At 53.0% G+C, this 17,068-nt stretch carries 14 protein-coding genes; 12 read left to right on the top strand and 2 right to left on the bottom strand.

All coding sequences use genetic code 11. From position 1 onward, the window contains the following. Positions 1–2: 2 nt before the first annotated feature. Positions 3–980, bottom strand: a complete 978-nt coding sequence (gene dusB, locus J5W02_RS09840; RefSeq protein ID WP_219965509.1) for a tRNA dihydrouridine synthase DusB — start codon at positions 978–980, stop codon at positions 3–5. Positions 981–1,149: 169 nt separating this feature from the next. On the opposite strand from dusB, the gene polA reads away from it, so the two are divergent. From polA to J5W02_RS09900, 12 genes are all read left to right on the top strand, one after another. After that, the gene (gene polA / locus J5W02_RS09845) at positions 1,150–3,717 is read left to right on the top strand and encodes a DNA polymerase I (RefSeq protein WP_219965510.1); all 2,568 of its coding nucleotides are present in this window, start codon (positions 1,150–1,152) and stop codon (positions 3,715–3,717) included. Then, complete coding sequence (locus J5W02_RS09850; protein WP_219965511.1) at positions 3,714–4,565, top strand: putative RNA methyltransferase; 852 nt, start codon at positions 3,714–3,716, stop codon at positions 4,563–4,565. Before polA ends, J5W02_RS09850 begins: the two co-directional genes overlap by 4 nt. Next, the gene (locus J5W02_RS09855; protein ID WP_219965512.1) at positions 4,544–5,701 is read left to right on the top strand and encodes a hypothetical protein; all 1,158 of its coding nucleotides are present in this window, start codon (positions 4,544–4,546) and stop codon (positions 5,699–5,701) included. The genes J5W02_RS09850 and J5W02_RS09855 overlap by 22 nt, the downstream gene beginning before the upstream one ends. Continuing rightward, complete coding sequence (gene rimI / locus J5W02_RS09860) at positions 5,698–6,141, top strand: ribosomal protein S18-alanine N-acetyltransferase (RefSeq protein ID WP_219965513.1); 444 nt, start codon at positions 5,698–5,700, stop codon at positions 6,139–6,141. Before J5W02_RS09855 ends, rimI begins: the two co-directional genes overlap by 4 nt. A 58-nt stretch (positions 6,142–6,199) precedes the next feature. Next, positions 6,200–7,213, top strand: coding sequence for a tRNA (adenosine(37)-N6)-threonylcarbamoyltransferase complex transferase subunit TsaD (gene tsaD, locus J5W02_RS09865; RefSeq protein WP_219965514.1), 1,014 nt, complete (start codon positions 6,200–6,202; stop codon positions 7,211–7,213). Positions 7,214–7,371: 158 nt separating this feature from the next. Next, positions 7,372–9,135 (top strand): phosphoenolpyruvate carboxykinase (GTP), encoded by a 1,764-nt coding sequence (locus J5W02_RS09870; RefSeq protein WP_219965515.1) that lies wholly within the window; start codon positions 7,372–7,374, stop codon positions 9,133–9,135. Positions 9,136–9,442: 307 nt separating this feature from the next. After that, the gene (locus J5W02_RS09875) at positions 9,443–10,888 is read left to right on the top strand and encodes an NCS2 family permease (RefSeq protein ID WP_219965516.1); all 1,446 of its coding nucleotides are present in this window, start codon (positions 9,443–9,445) and stop codon (positions 10,886–10,888) included. 191 nt (positions 10,889–11,079) lie between these two features. Continuing rightward, positions 11,080–11,802, top strand: coding sequence for a 16S rRNA (uracil(1498)-N(3))-methyltransferase (locus tag J5W02_RS09880; RefSeq protein WP_219965517.1), 723 nt, complete (start codon positions 11,080–11,082; stop codon positions 11,800–11,802). 20 nt (positions 11,803–11,822) lie between these two features. Continuing rightward, positions 11,823–12,185: an MmcQ/YjbR family DNA-binding protein gene (locus J5W02_RS09885; RefSeq protein ID WP_219965518.1), complete on the top strand. Its 363-nt coding sequence runs from the start codon at positions 11,823–11,825 to the stop codon at positions 12,183–12,185. Between the two features lie 3 nt (positions 12,186–12,188). Beyond that, positions 12,189–12,911 carry an elongation factor P 5-aminopentanone reductase gene (gene ymfI / locus J5W02_RS09890; protein ID WP_219965519.1) on the top strand — a complete coding sequence of 241 codons (723 nt, stop codon included), beginning with the start codon at positions 12,189–12,191 and terminating at the stop codon, positions 12,909–12,911. A gap of 159 nt (positions 12,912–13,070) precedes the next feature. Beyond that, entirely contained in the window at positions 13,071–14,549 is a 1,479-nt protein-coding gene (locus tag J5W02_RS09895; protein WP_219965520.1) for a DUF3298 and DUF4163 domain-containing protein, read from the top strand. Positions 14,550–14,598: 49 nt separating this feature from the next. Beyond that, complete coding sequence (locus J5W02_RS09900; RefSeq protein ID WP_255575674.1) at positions 14,599–15,606, top strand: DUF4349 domain-containing protein; 1,008 nt, start codon at positions 14,599–14,601, stop codon at positions 15,604–15,606. Between the two features lie 63 nt (positions 15,607–15,669). Here the strand turns inward: J5W02_RS09900 and J5W02_RS09905 are convergent, their stop codons facing one another. Next, positions 15,670–17,043 carry a glycine--tRNA ligase gene (locus J5W02_RS09905; protein ID WP_219965521.1) on the bottom strand — a complete coding sequence of 458 codons (1,374 nt, stop codon included), beginning with the start codon at positions 17,041–17,043 and terminating at the stop codon, positions 15,670–15,672. Between the last annotated feature and the right edge of the window lie 25 nt (positions 17,044–17,068).

Below are 17,068 nucleotides of genomic sequence, written 5' to 3' on the forward strand. Positions count from 1 at the left end.
GGTTATTGGAGTTCGCTGTTTGCTTCCAGAATATCTCGCGTCAGCTCCTCCAGTTGCGCCCAGCTTTCCAGACTGCCCGCCCTGCGGCGGAAGGAAGCGGCGTTTTTCATCCCCTTCAAGTACCAACCGACATGTTTGCGCGCCTCGTTCATGGCGCGGTGCTCGCCCTTGTACTTGCACATCAGCTCAATATGCTGCATCATGACCAGAATACGCTCGTGAAGTTCCGGCGGGGGGAGAATGCGGCAGGAATCGGTCAGGTAGGCGTTGATCTGGGCAAAAATCCACGGATTTCCCAGCGCCTCCCGCCCGACCATCACCGCGTCGCAGCCGGTTTGCTCCAGCAGCTGTGCGGCAGCCTGCGCGGAGACCACGTCGCCGTTGCCGATGACGGGAATTTTGACCGCCTGCTTCACCTGACGGATGATTTCCCAGTCCGCGTGCGGGGCATACATCTGCTCGCGTGTGCGGCCGTGAACAGTGACGGCGTCCGCTCCGGCGGCTTCGCAGATTCTGGCGACCTCTACCGCGTTGACGGAATCGCTGTTCCACCCCTTGCGCATTTTGGCTGTTACCGGAACCGGTACGGCTTTCTTCACCGCCGCTACGATTTCCCCGCACAGCTCGGGGTTCTTCATCAGTGCGCTGCCGGAACCGTTGCAGCTTACCTTCGGGGCGGGACAGCCCATATTGATGTCGATGACGTCCGGCCGGTACTCCATCGCCTTTACTGCCGCCTCGGCCATTACGGCGGGTTCGCTGCCGAAAAGCTGGATACCCGCGGGGCGTTCCGCGCCACTCAGCTCCATCAGCGCGCCGGTCTTTTTGTCGTTGAACTGAAGCCCCTTGGAGCTGACCATCTCGCTGACCACATAGGACGCGCCGAACCGCACGCAGGTTTCACGGAAAGCCCGGTCGGCCACGCCGGCCATGGGAGCGAGCACGGCATAGCCATCTATTTGTAAATTGCCGATTTTCATGCAAAATTCCTTTCTGTTTTAAAATCCGCGTTCATTATAACACTTATTTTTTTCTTTGGAAAGTGATATAATACCAATGTATATGTTCGAAAAGAAGCGAGGCTTTTCGGCGGGCCTTTTTGGCCTTCCGCTCTGCCCGCAGATGATACCGCGAAAAAAGGAGAACAACATGAAGCTGCTTGTACTTGACGGAAACAGCATATTGAACCGTGCGTTTTACGGCATTCGCCTTCTAACCACAAAAGAGGGGGTTTTTACCAACGGAATTTACGGTTTTCTGACCATGCTGCAGAAACTGAAAAACGAAACCGCCCCGGACGCGGTCGCCATCGCGTTCGACATGCGCGCGCCGACCTTCCGCCACAAGGAATACGCGGGGTACAAGGCACAGCGCAAGGGGATGCCCGAAGAGCTGGCCCAGCAGCTTCCCAACCTCAAGGAGCTGCTTCAGCTTTTAGGCTACCGGCTGGTGGAGTGCGAGGGCTTTGAGGCCGACGATATTCTCGGTACGTTGGCGCACCGCTGCTCGGAAAGCGGGGACGAGTGCATCCTTGCCACCGGCGACCGTGACAGTCTTCAGCTGGTCGGGCCGCACGTCAGCGTCCGTCTTGCCGCCACGAAATTGGGTCAGCCGCAGGTTACGGTTTACGATGAAGCCAAAATCATGGAGGATTACGGCGTGACCCCGAAGCAGATGATCGATATTAAGGCGATTCAAGGCGACTCGTCGGACAATATTCCGGGCGTTGCGGGCATCGGCCCGAAAGGCGCGGGCGATCTGATTCAGCGGTTCCACGATCTGGATTCCATTTATAAAGAGATCGACACGCTCGACATAAAAGAGGGCATGCGTCAGAAACTGATAAAAGATAAGGAAACGGCCTATCTGAGCCGATATTTGGGAACCATCCGCACGGACGCGCCGATTGATACGGAAATTTCGCACTATATCCCGAAGCAGTGGGACAATGACGGCGCCGCGCGGCTGATGGCAAAACTGGAGTTTTTCTCCTTAATTGACAAAATGGGGCTGCGCGAATCTGCCGCCGCGCCGGAGGGGGAGCAAGCGGAGGAGACCGCAGCGGACGTGGTGGAAAACACGGATACCGCTGCGCTTTTCAGAGAGCTGAAAAAAGCAGGCCGCGCCGATGTTATCGCTTCCTATGACGGCGGGAATCTGACGCTTTATATTAACAGCGGAAGCCGGATTCACAAGGTGGATGACCTCGATTTTATCAAACAGCTTTGTGAAGAGGAAACCATCCGGAAAAACACGCATGACATCAAACCTCTTTACGCCGCTCTGCTGGCGAAGGGCATCGAATTGAAAAATCCGGGGATAGACACGATGCTGGCGGCCTATCTGCTCAACCCGTCCGCGTCCGGCTATGAACCGGCCCGGCTGGCACAGGAGTACGGTGTTTCCCTGACCCGGCAGGAGGATGCCCGGCTGACAGACGCTTCTGTGATGCCCGCTCTTGCGGATGTGTTGGGAAACGAAATCGGCAAGAAAAATCAGACGGAGCTGCTGAACAACATTGAAATGCCGCTCGCCGAGGTGCTTGCCCATATGGAAACCGTCGGCTTTGACGTGGACGAGGATGGAATCCGAGCTTACGGGGAAGTGCTGCAGAAGCAGATCGATACGATTCAGACGCAGATTTATGAAGCCGTCGGCTACGAGTTTAATATTAATTCCCCCAAACAACTGGGCGAAGCGCTTTTTGAAAAGCTGGGGCTGAGCCACGGCAAGAAGACGAAAAGCGGTTATTCCACCGCGGTGGAAATTCTGGAAAACCTGCGCTATGAACACCCGGCGGTCGAACTGGTGCTGAATTACCGCAGTCTGGCAAAGCTGAAGTCCACCTACTGCGAGGGTTTGTTAAAGGTGATCGCACCCGACGGCAGAATCCACTCCAGTTTTAACCAGACGGAGACCCGAACAGGCCGTATCAGCTCCACGGAGCCGAATCTGCAGAATATCCCCGTACGGACCGAGCTGGGCCGGGAAATGCGCCGTTTCTTTGTCGCGCGCGAAGGCTGGGTGCTGGTGGACGCGGACTATTCCCAGATTGAACTGCGCGTTCTGGCGCACGTTGCCAACGATAAAAACATGATACAGGCTTTCCTGAATAACGACGATATTCACCGCAGCACGGCGGCGCAGGTGTTTCATATGCCGGAGCAGATGGTCACTCCGGTAATGCGCAGCCGCGCCAAAGCAGTCAACTTCGGTATTGTTTACGGAATCGGCGCGTTCTCCCTCGCGAAAAATATCCATGTTACGCGGAAAGAAGCGGAAACCTATATTCATGATTACCTTGCCCATTACTCCGGTATTGATGAATATATGAAGGAGGTCGTTGCGCGGGCAAAGGAAACCGGCTACGCTGAAACCATGTTCGGCCGCCGGCGCTACCTGCCGGAGCTGACCTCAAGCAACTTTAACATGCGTTCGTTCGGCGAACGGGTTGCGCGCAATATGCCGATACAGGGCGCTGCCGCCGATATTATTAAAATCGCGATGATTAAAGTGGAAAACCGGCTGCAAAAAGAGGGAATGCAGTCGCGCTTAATTTTGCAGGTGCACGATGAACTGATCGTGGAGTCCCCGAAGGAAGAGGCGGAAAAGGCCGCGCGGATTCTGACGGAGGAAATGGAAAACGCCGTTTCTCTTTCCGTACCCATGGTGGCCGAGGCGAAAATCGGAAAGACCTGGTACGAGGCGAAGGCATGACGATTTTTACCTGCCCCGTTTGTGGGGAAAAGCTGGACAGACTCCCCAAAGCCTGTGTCTGTCCGAACGGGCACAGCTACGATCTTGCGGCGGAGGGTTATATCCATCTTCTGCCGCCGAACAAAATGCATTCCAAAATTCCGGGAGATAACAAGGAAATGATCGCGTCGCGCCGCCGCTTTCTGGAATCCGGCGCCTACCGGCTTTTCAGCGATAAACTGAACGAGCTGGTGTGCGAATATTCCCCCGCAAAAAGTCCAATCATTCTTGACGCGGGCTGCGGGGAGGGTTACTATACCGGACGGCTCTGTGACGACCTTGTGTCCCACGGCTTTGCCCCGCAGGTTTTTGGGTTTGATATTTCGAAGTTCGCGGTGAAGGCTGCCGCAAAAAAATACAAACAGATTTCCTTTGCCGTCGCCAGCAGCTTTGGAATCCCGGTTTCAAACGGTGCCGCGGACTTTGTTCTGGATGTGTTCGCGCCTGTGGTGGAAAGCGAGCTGAACCGTGTACTCAAACCGGGCGGAACTCTGATTCTAGCCGTTCCGGGGCGGCGGCATCTGTACGGATTAAAAGAAATTCTGTATGACGCGCCGTATGAAAATGAGTCCATTGAAGCGGAATACGGCGGATTTCAGTTTCTTAACCGTGTGCCGGTGGAGACCGACGCCGAAATAACTGGCAATCAGATGATTCAGGACCTGTTCACCATGACGCCCTATTACTATAAGACCGGGCAGGACGGGGCTGAAAGGCTGAAACAGGTACGGACGCTTCAAACGCATCTGGAATTTGATTTTCTGATTTATAAAAAGGTGGGAGAAAATTGCATAAGCACAGAGAGCTGACAAACGAACAGTTTGAGAACATGGGCTTCCTTGTTCTGATTACGGTACTGGCCATGCTGTGCCGTTTTCTGCTTTTTCCGTTTGAATCGGGGGATTACCACCAGTTTTTGCAGGGATGGTATGCCGCGCTGAAGGACAACGGTGGCTTTGCGGCTGTGGGGATGAATATCGGCGACTATATGCCGACCTATCTCTATCTTCTCGCCGGTTTTACATATTTCCCTGTTTCCGGGCTGGTCGCCATTAAGCTGGTTTCCAGTCTGGCGGACATTGCTCTTGCTTATTATGTGATGAAAACGGTTCGCCTGAAGTTCGAAGACCCCCTGTATGGGGTCATGGCCTACGCTGTTGCTTTATTCCTGCCCAGTGTCGTGCTGAATTCGGCGGTCTGGGGGCAGTGCGACGCGATTTTTACCGCCGCGCTCGTTGCCTGCGTGTACTATTTCATGGTGGATAAGGAGTACCAGGCGGTTGCCGCGTACGCAATTGCGTTTATCTTTAAATTGCAGGCGGTATTTCTCGCGCCGTTTCTGCTGCTTCTGCTGATTAAGCGGCGGGTAAAGATCAGTACTTTTCTGATAATCCCGTTTGTTTACCTGTTGGCTGTCTTACCCGCGATGTTCCTGGGGCGCAGCATGAAAGAACTGCTGACGGTGTATTTTTCTCAGGCGGGGCAGTATAAAATGATTGCCATGTTCCTGCCGAACCTGTACACCTGGCTGCCGGAGGACACGCCGGAGTACATCAGCGCCGCTGCGGTGATGTTTGCCGGAGCGCTGACCGTCACCGCGCTGTTCTACCTTTATAAGAAGAAGTTTGTTTTTACGGACGAACTGTTTGTTACAATGGCGCTTTTTTTTGCGCTGTTTCTGCCGTTCATCCTCCCCCATATGCATGAGCGGTACTTTTATCTGGCGGACATCCTGGCGGTCATCTTTGCGTTTTATTTTCCAAAAATGCTCTATGTGCCGGTGGTCACGGTGCTGAGCTCCACCTACGCCGTCTGCCACAATCTGTTCAACACGGATTTCTTCAGCGTGCAGCTTCTGGCGGTGATAATGCTTTTCATTCTGATACAGGTTGCGAGGCACGCGGTGCGGCTGATTGATCTTCAGTCGGGGCAGGTGCCGGGATGAGCGGGGTGCAAATCGTACCGATGGGGGAAGAGCATCTGGACGCGCTGGTCGAAATTGACGCGCTCTGCTTTTCGGACCCGTGGTCGCGGGAAGGACTTCGCGCCGAGCTTTTCAGCGACACGGCTGTTTTTGCCGCGGCGCAGCGGGATGGAGAAACGGTCGGCTGTGCCGGGATGCACTGCGTCTGCGGGGAATGCTATATTGACAAGGTCTGCGTCCATCCATCCTGCCGCCGGATGGGAACCGCGCGGGCGCTGGTGCGGTATTTAATGGATTACGCGGTCAATCACAACGCGGAATTTATTACGCTCGAGGTTCGGCCGAGCAACGCGGCCGCCATTGCGCTTTACAGCGGGCTTGGTTTTCTGCCTGTAGGGGTCAGAAAAAATTTTTACACCGATCCGAAAGAGGACGCGCTGCTGATGACAAAAACCTTTTAAAAAATTGATTGACAGCGGGTCGTATGGTTTTATTTTAAAAATAAGGGGAAAATAGAGAATGCGGATTTTAGCACTGGAAAGCTCCTGCGACGAAACCGCCGCCGCAGTGGTGGAAAACGGCAGAACCGTTCTGTCTTCGGTGGTTGCTTCACAGGTGGAGGAACACAAATTATACGGCGGCGTCGTGCCGGAAATCGCGTCGCGCCGTCACTGTGAAGCAATTGTCGGCGTTACACAAAAAGCGCTTGACGACGCGGGAATGAGGCTGGAGGAAGTCGATGCCATTGCTGTGACCTACGCGCCCGGGCTGATCGGCGCGCTTCTGGTGGGCGTGAATTTTGCGAAGGGGCTTGCCATGTCCTCCGGAAAGCCGATTGTGCCGGTGCACCATCTCCGTTCGCACATCGCGGCAAACTACATTACCTCGCCGGAACTGAAACCGCCGTTTTTGTGCCTGATTGTTTCCGGCGGCCACAGCCATATTGTGGAGGTAAAAGATTATACGGATCTTTCTATTCTGGGCCGTACGCGCGACGACGCCGCGGGCGAAGCCTTTGACAAGGCCGCAAGAGCCATGGGAATGCCGTATCCCGGCGGGGTGGAAATGGACAAACGCGCCGAAGGCGGAAACCCAAAGGCGTTTCAGCTGCCGCATCCCACGGTGGACGGTTCCCCGTATGATTACAGCTTTTCCGGGCTGAAAACGGCGGTGATTAACCTGATCCACAACGCGGAGCAGAAAGGGCAGGCTTTGCCGGTAGAAGATCTGGCGGCCTCTTTCCGCAAGGCGGTAGTCGACTGCCTGGTAAAGAATTTTGTGAAAGCCGCGCAGGACACCGGCAGCACCAAGCTGGTGATTGCGGGCGGCGTTTCCGCCAATTCGCTATTGAGGAAACGTCTGCAAAAAGAATGCGCCGACCGGGGCTGGCAATTCTATATGCCGGAACTCAGCCTTTGCGGGGACAACGCCGCCATGGTCGGTGCGCAGGGATACTACGAGTTTCTTGCAGGAAACACCGCTTCCATGGACCTGAACGCCTGCGCGGCAATGCCGATTGACGGCGGCCGCTGAAAATCCTCCAAAAGTGGAACAAAAGCTTTGTGCATTTCTTATGGTAAAATTTTAACAATTTCATTATTTCAACATTGATTAAAATAATACAATGTATTATAATGAGATCTAATATCATCAATTTTGGAAGGTCATTGGACCGGAAGGAGAAATGAGTTATGACAAGCAACAAGTCCGTTTTAAATTGGATTGAGGAAATGAAAGCACTTGTTGGTCCGGACAAATTAGTCTGGATTGACGGGTCAGAGGATCAGCTTGAAGCACTGCGCGCCGAAGCCTGTACTTCGGGAGAAATTATCAAGCTGAATCAGGAAAAACTCCCGGGCTGCTACCTGCACCGCACTGCGATAAACGACGTCGCCCGCGTGGAGGACAGAACCTTTATCTGCTCCCGCAAAGAAGAGGATGCAGGCCCGACCAACCACTGGAAAGACCCTCAGGACGCCTATAAGATGCTCTATGATATTGCAAGGGGCAGCTACAGGGGCCGTACCATGTACGTCATTCCTTACTCCATGGGCCCGATTGGGTCACCGCTCGCAAAAATCGGCGTTGAACTTACAGATTCAATCTATGTTGTATTAAATATGGCAATTATGACCCGCGTAGGCCAAAAGGTTTGGGATACGCTGGGCGACAGCACCGACTGGGTAAAAGGTCTGCACTGCAAGTGCGAAATCGACGCGGAAAAGAGATACATCTGCCATTTCCCGGAAGACAACACCATTATTTCCGTCAACTCCGGCTACGGCGGAAACGTTCTGCTGGGCAAAAAGTGCTTTGCACTGCGCATCGCTTCCTACCTTGGCAAGACCGAGGGCTGGATGGCGGAGCATATGCTGATTCTCGGTATTGAGAATCCTCAGGGCGATATCAAATACGTCGCTGCTGCGTTCCCGTCCGCCTGCGGCAAGACCAATCTGGCTATGCTGATTCCGCCGGAAGGCTACCGCGCGAAGGGCTACAAGGTCTGGACTGTCGGCGACGATATCTCCTGGATGCGTCAGGGCCCGGACGGCAGACTGTATGCCATCAATCCTGAAAACGGATTCTTCGGCGTCGCTCCCGGCACAAACGCAAAGTCCAACCCGAACGCGCTTGCATCCACAATGTCGGGCACTATTTTCACCAATGTTGCGCACAACCTTGACGACAACACCGTCTGGTGGGAAGGCCTTGACAAGAATCCTCCGAAGAACGCCCTCAACTGGAAGGGTGAACCCTGGGATGGCACTACTTCCGACCAGAAGGGCGCTCATCCGAACAGCCGCTTTACCGCTCCCGCAAAGAACTGCCCCTGCGTCAGTCCTGAATTTGACAAGGGTGCGGGCGTTCCGATTTCCGCCATCATCTTCGGCGGCCGCCGCGCACAGACCACTCCGCTGGTTTATCAGTCCCGCGACTGGAACAACGGCGTGTTTGTCGGTTCCATTATGGCTTCTGAAACAACCGCAGCCGCTACCGGTGCAGTCGGCGTAGTCCGCCGCGACCCGATGGCCATGCTTCCGTTCTGCGGTTACCATATGGGCGACTACTTCAAGCACTGGATCGAAATGGGCGCAAAGCTCGGCGAAAAAGCTCCGAAGATCTTCAACGTCAACTGGTTCCGTCTTGACGACGAAGGCCACTTTATTTGGCCGGGCTTCGGTGACAACCTCCGCGTTCTTGAGTGGATTGTCAACCGCTGCGAAGGAAAAGCAGACGCTGTTGAAACACCGATCGGCTTTGTTCCGAAGGCGGAAGATATTAACCTGGAAGGCCTTGACTTCAGCATAGATACCCTGAAGAGCATTCTTGAGATTAAGAATGACCAGTGGGTCAAAGAGGCCGAGGGAATTGAGGAATTCTACAAGAAGTTTGGCGACAAACTTCCGAAGGAGCTTCACGATCAGCTCGATATTCTGAAAAACAACCTGAAATAATTTCATTGATCTACAGCGGCGGCTTCTCAGGGAGGTCGCCGCTCATTTTATGCTTTTTGCAGCTTGAAAGCGGTTTCATGCATACTTTATGATAGAATGCTCTAAAATAAGTGTGGAAATTTAATTTTTTGCATTTTCATGACCAAATTTCCTCAAAAAGTATGAATAAATTGTTTCTAAATCCAAAAGTTTGTGTAAATATCACATTGTCATATCCTGACCAAAGCTCTATACTATAAATAAATCGTGTTTGAACCCGGCAATGTTTGTCGGGCACTTTTATTTTTATTTATCAGGAGGAGAAATTATGGCAGGCAGTTCAGAAACAGCATACCATCCGAAGGGCGATTTCTTTAACTTAAAGGGCAACAATACAAATGCCCGCACAGAAATCGGGGCAGGTTTGACCACTTTCTTCGCAATGGCATACATCATCATCGTCAACCCGAATATGCTGTCACAGACAGGCATGAAATGGGGAGCGGTATTCCTTGCGACCATTATTGCTTCCGTAATCGGTACTCTCATCATGGGATTGTTCGCCAATGTTCCTTACGCACAGGCGCCGGGCATGGGCCTTAACGCTTTCTTTGTCTTTACCGTGTGTTTTGGCTTGCATTTCCAATGGCAGGAAGCACTCGCTATGGTTTTCATCTGCGGTCTTGTCAATATTTTAATCACAGTGACCAAAATCCGCAAACTTATCATCAAATCCATTCCGGAAAGCCTTCAGAATGCCATCGGCGGCGGTATCGGTATTTTTATCGCCTACATCGGCATTAAAAACGCCGGACTGATTCAGTTCACCTCCGACCCGGGCACCTATCTTCTTTTGGACAGCAAAACCGTTATCGCTTCCAGCGCTGCGGTTCCGGCCATTGTAAAGCTGAACGCACCCGTTGTGCTTCTTGCTTTGTTCGGTTTGGCACTGACTGTCGTTCTTCTGGTTAAGAACGTCAAGGGCGCTATTCTGATTAGTATTGCCGTAACCACCATTATCGGTATTCCTATGGGTGTTACAACGATGGGTCAGAGCATGGGATTTGCAGAAGCCTGCTCTCAGCTGCCGGAGACCTTCGGCGCCGCTTTCGGCAACCCCGGTATGGTTTCCCTGTTCTCAGATCCGTCAAAGATTCCGCTTGTACTCATGACTATTTTCGCGTTCAGCCTTTCCGATACATTCGACACCATCGGCACCTTTATCGGCACCGGCCGCAAGACCGGCATCTTCACCGCTGAAGATCAGAAGGCGCTTGAGACCAGCACCGGCTTTAAGTCCAAGATGGACAAGGCCCTGTTTGCCGACGCAACCGCAACTTCCATCGGCGCAATTTTCGGCACTTCCAACACCACCACTTATGTTGAGAGCGCAGCCGGTATCGGCGCCGGCGGCCGTACCGGTCTGACCAGCGTTGTAACCGCGGCGATGTTCATTATCAGCGCATTCTTTGCTCCTTTAATCAGCGCTGTTCCTTCCGCCGCCACCGCTCCCGCCCTGATTGTTGTCGGTATCATGATGCTCAGCTCCTTTAAAGAGATTGAGTGGACCAATCTGGAAGAAGCGACCCCCGCATTCTTCGCCGGTATCTTTATGGCGTTCTGCTACAGCATTTCCTACGGTATCGCAGCCGGATTTATCTTCTACTGCCTGATTAAGGTCGTTCGCGGCAAGGCAAAGGAAATTCATCCGATTCTCTGGGTTGCCACAGGTCTGTTTGTTCTGAACTTCATCATTCTGGCAATCATTTCCTGATTTTATTCATCCTGTTTTTATAGAGGCCCCGCACGGTACCGTGCGGGGCCTCTTCTTTATTATTACGGATTCCTATGGTATAATTACTGCAAAGAAGAGGCTATACTTTTAAAAGAGTCCGCACTGGGGAAAACGCTGCGGCGACAAAAGTTTAGCGGTCAATTAGTTTTATCATATACTTGAGGTGAATTATGCCCAGATTTTTTATTGATTACGTTCCACAGGAACGCGCGTTCATCACCGGAGAGGACGCCCGCCACATTGCGCGGTCGCTGCGGATGCAGCCCGGCGAAAGCCTGATTCTCTGCGACAGTATCGGAACGGATTATAACGGCGAAATCGAAAGCGTGGCGGACGACCAGGTAGTCGTGCGCGTTCTGAATTTCTGCAGGAGTGTCGCGGAGCCGAGCGCCCTTGTAACCGTGTACCAGGGGCTGCCCAAAGCGGATAAAATGGACAGTATTGTGCAGAAGTCGGTAGAGACGGGCGCGGTAAAAATTGTGCCGGTTATGACCGCGCGCTGCGTTTCAAAGCCGGACGAAAAAGCGGCGGCAAAAAAAATCGTCCGCTGGCAGAAAATTGCGGAAGAAGCCGCAAAACAGAGCGGCAGGGGCATCATTCCACAGGTTGCCCCGCTGACAAGCTTCCGGCAGGCAGTGGAGCAGGCGGCAAAAGCCGGGAAGATCATCCTCTTTTTTGAAGGCGGCGGGCAGAGCATCGCGAAGCTTGTCAACGGAGAGACCCGGGAACTGGCGGTCTTTATCGGGCCGGAGGGCGGATTTGAACAAAGTGAGGTCGATTTTGCGGTGGAAAACGGTGCGGCCGTCGGTACGCTCGGCGCGCGCATTCTCCGCACGGAAACCGCGCCCATCGCGGCGCTTTCAGCCATTATGCTCGCAACGGGCAATATGTAACCTGCAGTTAGGAGGAACTTATGAAATACGAATGGACAGATGAATACTGCCTTTCAAAAGTCGGCGTGGAAAAAGATTTTAAGGTGGAATGGAACGCAACCCGCTACATGATCCGGGGGAAGATGTTCGCCATGCGGGGCGGCGATAAAGAAGGCAAACCGATTCTGACGATAAAACTGGAACCCTCTTTCGGCGCGTTCCTGCGCACCCAGTACAGGGATATCGTACCGGGTTATTATATGAATAAGGAGCACTGGAATTCGCTGTATCTGGAGGGAAATGTTCCGGACGAAACGGTCAGGGAAATGCTGGACAACGCATACTCGATTGTATTTGCCGCTCTGAGCGGAAAAGTGCGCCGGGAACTGGAAGAAGGAGACTGAAAAATGAAAACGGCATTGGTTACCGGTGCTTCACGCGGAATCGGAAAAGCCGTGGCGAGCAGGCTCGCCGCCGACGGGTTCCGGGTCATCGTAAATTATTGTGCATCCCAGGGGCAGGCCGAAGCCCTTGCGGCGGAGCTGAATACCCTATATTCCGCGGGCTGCACGGCAATACAGGCTGACGTTTCAGACCGGGCGCAGGTGGAAAAAATGTTTGCCGCAGCCGGTGAAATCGACGTACTGGTCAACAATGCGGGCATCGCGCAGCAAAAGCTTTTTACCGACCTGACGGAGCAGGATTGGGACAGGATGTTTGATGTGGACGTGAAGGGGATGTTCCACTGCTGCCAGTGCGCGCTTCCTTATATGATCCGCCAAAAGCGGGGGAAAATCATCAATGTTTCTTCCATGTGGGGGCAGGTCGGCGCCTCCTGCGAAGTACACTATTCCGCGGCGAAGGCGGCGGTCATCGGGCTGACCAAGGCGCTCGCAAAGGAAGTCGGCCCCTCGGGAATCCAGGTGAACTGTGTGGCGCCGGGCGTGATAGAGACGGAAATGAACGCAAAGCTTGACGCGGATACGATCCGTGAGCTGAGAGAGGAGACTCCGCTCGGCGTAATCGGCGCGGCAGAGGATATTGCCGCCGCGGTCAGTTTTCTGGCAGGAGAGAATTCCCGGTTTATTACGGGTCAGGTGCTGGGCGTGAACGGCGGTATGATTATTTAGCGGAAATATAAACGGATGATTCTTTCGAATACAATTCTTTCATAACCATTACAAAGCTGTCAGAAATATAGACATTCCATGATTATCCATTATACTATAATTAAAATAATAATCAGTTCCCCGTACAGTGACAGGGGAAAGTATAGGAGGAGAATGGCTATGATGTACCGGGCAAAGCGCGCGGTGCTCCTGCTGATGGCGTTTTGCTGCATCCTTTCGCAGGCTGGCTGTGCCGGGGTGGCGGAGGCAAGAACTGCTTCCAGTCAGGTAACCGGTTTTTCACAGGGCAGCAAGGTAGTCAATACAACGGAGGATAAGGTGCAGATTCAGACGGCGGTTCCGGTTTTTCTCGGATTTTCCGCCGCGCAGGAACTGAATCAGAAAATCAAAGAGGTATCCGACGACGGAATTATCGAAATCAAAAAGGCCGAGAAAGAGCTTGGCAATTCGGCGGCGGAAGGACATCTCTTTTTTCAGAGCTATTACGACCTCTTTTGGGATAATGATATTCTTTCCGTGTGGGTCAGAAATGAGAATTACGCTGGCGGAGCGCACGGATACCGCTGGCTGAAGTCCTTTAACGTCAATATTCAGACAGGGGAATTCTACGATACACCCGGCAAATTGTTTAAAGACCCGGAGGCGGGAACCAAACAGATTACGGATAAAATTCTGGAGGAAATCAAAAAGAAACCCGACCTCTATTTTCAGGAAGCGGCACAGACTGTGAAGGATAAAAAGGGCGCGTATTCCTTTTATCTGGACGGACAGGATCTTGTCGTCTATTTTGACCTCTACGAGTTAGTGCCTTACGCGGCGGGGATGCCGGAGTTCCGCTTCCCGCTGACTGATCTTGACCTAAAGTTCCGAATGGGAAACAACCCTGACCGGTCGAGCGTGCGCAACAACGGAATGGACTTGGAATTCAAGAATCCGGTCGTTTCGAACGACAGCGGAGTATTTCTGCCATTGGAAGAGACTGCGGGCGCGCTGTGCCATAACGTGAAGAAAACGGACGCGGGCTATACGGTGGATAATCATCCGGTAAAACCCACGATGCTAAACGGCGCGGCTTATATGCCCCTTCAGTATTTCAACGATCTTGGGAAAGATTACGCGATTCCGGGATTTGTGGCCTATGACAGGGATACGCTTTCTATCTTCACCCAGACCGCACAGAGCGAGGAAGAAAAAAAGAGCACCGACCTTAACAGCGTGGGAAGCGAAATTTATTTGAACAGCGCGGCAGGGGATTCCTCTTCTGAAATTTCGTGGAAAAAAAGAATGTGTTATCTCAAGAGCTTTGACAAGGAGTCTTCCACTTTGACTTTTGATCCCATAGAGTGGATTTCCAGCGATGACAAGGATCGGATTTCGGAGCTGAAGCTCGGCGGCGATTTCCCGGACGGCTATTACATTTACAATCCTACCGTGGAGACGGAGAAAATAAAGCTTTCTGAAAATGCGAAAATCAGCCTTATTAACTGGAACGGGAACAATGTGGCGGAATCCAGTACGCTGACAAATACAGAAGGCTTGGTCGCGCGGCTGAAAGAGGACGGCGCGCTGAACTTTCCTTATGAATACACCGTGAGCAACGGACAGATGATAGAACTTCGCGAGCAGTATGTACCTTGAAGTCCGATCAAAACAAGAGCAATTTTTTCAGACAGGGAGGAAGAAAGGGATGAAAAACAGAGGATTTTTAGCACTTGCCGCCGCATTGCTGATGACGGCATACATACTTGGCGGCTGTGCCTCACAGGGAAAAAGCACAGCTGCGGTTTCTGCAGCGGGACAGAAATCCGTTGCCATGGATACACAAGCCGCGAATGAAGCGGCGGGAATCGACGGCGGGCAGCCATCGGTGGCTGGCAAAAAAACCGCAAACGGGGCAAACAACGCTCCGACCGCGGGCGAAATCGCGGCGGCGTCCTCCAGTCAGAAAATTATCGAGCGCCTGTCGTACCAGATTGAGACACTGAAATTTGACGATTCCGTCCAGAAAGTGCAGAGCCTCTGTACGGAAATGAACGGCTATGTGCAGGAATCGGGAGTTACGGGCAGCGGAATTGAGAAGCAAAACCTGCGCTCCGCGAATTTCGTCCTGCGGATTCCGCAGGAAAAGCTCAGCCAGTTTAAAAACAGCGCGGGCTCTATCGGGAGCATCCTGAACCTGTCCAGCTCAAGCGAAAACATCAGCGAAAGCTATTATGATACCGAAGCAAGGCTGAAAAGCCTGCGCACCCAGCAGGAAAGACTGATGGCGCTGCTGCAAAAATCCGGCTCTCTGACCGACATCATCGCGCTGGAAAAGGCGCTGGCGGACGTTAATTACCAAATCGAACAGTATACCGGCACCCTGCGCCAGTATGATTCCCTGATTAATTACAGCACCGTTTCCATCCAGCTGAATGAAGTGGTAAAGCCCACGGAGCTGGAAAAGACGCCGGTAACGCTGGGGGAGAAAATTTCAAGTCAGTTTAAGAGTTCCCTGCGTGCCCTGGGTGGGTTTGGGGAAGGGCTGCTGATCTTTGTGATCGGCGGCGCGCCCGTGATTCTGTTCTTGGCAGTCATCGCCGCGGCGGTGGTGTTTGTCCTGCACAAAAGAAAAAGGCGTTTCCAGAAAGCGGCCCAAAAGGCTCAGCCAGTGTTTACACAGGAACAAAAAGAAGAGAGTTCCAGAGATAAATAGTTCGTATCGCGAAAGCGGGCCGCTTCCCGGTTTGGGGAAACGGCCCGCTTTTGTATAGATGAATTAAAATTCAATTTTCTTGCTGATATAGGCTGCCAGCTCGGAAATCGCGATGCGCTCCTGCTGCATGGTGTCGCGGTCGCGCACGGTCACGCAGCCGTCTGCTTCACTGTCAAAATCATAGGTGATGCAGGACGGGGTGCCGATTTCGTCCTGACGGCGGTAACGCTTGCCGATGGAACCGGCGTCGTCGTAATCCACCATGTAATGCTTCGCGAGCATGTCGCTGATTTCCTGCGCTTTTTCACCCAGCTTCTTGGAAAGCGGAAGAACGGCGGCCTTGTAGGGAGCCAGCGCGGGGTGCAGCCGCATCACGATTCTGGTATCCTTTTCGTCCAGCTTTTCCTCGTCATAAGCGTCACACAGGAAGGCGAGCGCAACACGGTCGGCGCCGAGGGACGGCTCCACAACATACGGAATATACCGCTCGTTTGTTTCGGGATCAAAGTATTCCAGGCTCTTGCCGGAGTGGTTCTGGTGCTGGGTCAGATCGTAACTGGTGCGGTCTGCAATGCCCCAGAGTTCGCCCCAGCCGAACGGGAACAGGAATTCAATATCGGTGGTTGCCTTGGAGTAGAAGGACAGCTCTTCTTTTTCATGGTCGCGCAGACGCATGTTTTCTTCCGTCATACCGAGGTCGAGCAGCCATTTCTTGCAGTAATCCTTCCAGTAGTAGAACCAGTCAAGGTCGGTGTCCGGCTTGCAGAAGAATTCAAGCTCCATTTGCTCAAATTCACGCGTGCGGAACGTAAAGTTGCCCGGCGTGATTTCATTGCGGAAGCTCTTTCCGATCTGCGCCACGCCGAAGGGAACCTTGCGGCGGGTGGTGCGCTGAATGTTGGCAAAGTTGACGAAAATGCCCTGCGCCGTTTCGGGGCGGAGGAAGATTTCATTTTTGGCGTCTTCCGTAACACCCTGAAAGGTTTTAAACATCAGGTTGAACTTGCGGATATCCGTGAAATTGGCGGAGCCGCATTCCGGGCATTTGATGTTGTTTTCTTTAATGTAGTCGCTCATCTGCTCAAAGGTCATGCCGTTCGCGTCGCCGCCTGCGTCCTCAATCAGCTTGTCGGCGCGGTGGCGGGTTTTGCAGTCGCGGCAGTCCATCAGCGGGTCGGAAAATCCGCCCACGTGGCCGGAGGCCACCCACACCTGCGGATTCATCAGAATCGCGGTGTCCAGACCGACGTTGTACCGGCTTTCCTGCACAAATTTTTTCAGCCAGGCGCGTTTGACGTTGTTTTTGAATTCTACGCCGAGCGGGCCGTAGTCCCAGGTGTTTGAAAGGCCGCCGTAAATTTCGCTGCCGGAGTAAACAAACCCGCGGTTTTTGCACAGAGCGACAATTTTATCCATCGTTTTTTCAGTTGCCAACATGTTTAACTTCCTCCATAATCAGGGG

This window comes from Caproiciproducens faecalis (assembly GCF_019448085.1).
Taxonomy (GTDB): Bacteria; Bacillota; Clostridia; order Oscillospirales; family Acutalibacteraceae; genus Caproiciproducens; species Caproiciproducens faecalis.

Excerpts from the sequence above, each read along its gene's own strand:
- J5W02_RS09870 (WP_219965515.1), top strand. The coding sequence starts at position 7,372 with ATGACAAGCAACAAGTCCGTTTTAAATTGGATTGAGGAAATGAAAGCA.
- J5W02_RS09895 (WP_219965520.1), top strand. The coding sequence starts at position 13,071 with ATGATGTACCGGGCAAAGCGCGCGGTGCTCCTGCTGATGGCGTTTTGC.
- ymfI (WP_219965519.1), top strand. The coding sequence starts at position 12,189 with ATGAAAACGGCATTGGTTACCGGTGCTTCACGCGGAATCGGAAAAGCC.
- J5W02_RS09900 (WP_255575674.1), top strand. The coding sequence starts at position 14,599 with ATGAAAAACAGAGGATTTTTAGCACTTGCCGCCGCATTGCTGATGACG.
- tsaD (WP_219965514.1), top strand. The coding sequence starts at position 6,200 with ATGCGGATTTTAGCACTGGAAAGCTCCTGCGACGAAACCGCCGCCGCA.
- J5W02_RS09885 (WP_219965518.1), top strand. The coding sequence starts at position 11,823 with ATGAAATACGAATGGACAGATGAATACTGCCTTTCAAAAGTCGGCGTG.
- rimI (WP_219965513.1), top strand. The coding sequence starts at position 5,698 with ATGAGCGGGGTGCAAATCGTACCGATGGGGGAAGAGCATCTGGACGCG.
- J5W02_RS09905 (WP_219965521.1), bottom strand. The coding sequence starts at position 17,043 with ATGTTGGCAACTGAAAAAACGATGGATAAAATTGTCGCTCTGTGCAAA.
- J5W02_RS09880 (WP_219965517.1), top strand. The coding sequence starts at position 11,080 with ATGCCCAGATTTTTTATTGATTACGTTCCACAGGAACGCGCGTTCATC.
- polA (WP_219965510.1), top strand. The coding sequence starts at position 1,150 with ATGAAGCTGCTTGTACTTGACGGAAACAGCATATTGAACCGTGCGTTT.
- J5W02_RS09875 (WP_219965516.1), top strand. The coding sequence starts at position 9,443 with ATGGCAGGCAGTTCAGAAACAGCATACCATCCGAAGGGCGATTTCTTT.
- dusB (WP_219965509.1), bottom strand. The coding sequence starts at position 980 with ATGAAAATCGGCAATTTACAAATAGATGGCTATGCCGTGCTCGCTCCC.
- J5W02_RS09850 (WP_219965511.1), top strand. The coding sequence starts at position 3,714 with ATGACGATTTTTACCTGCCCCGTTTGTGGGGAAAAGCTGGACAGACTC.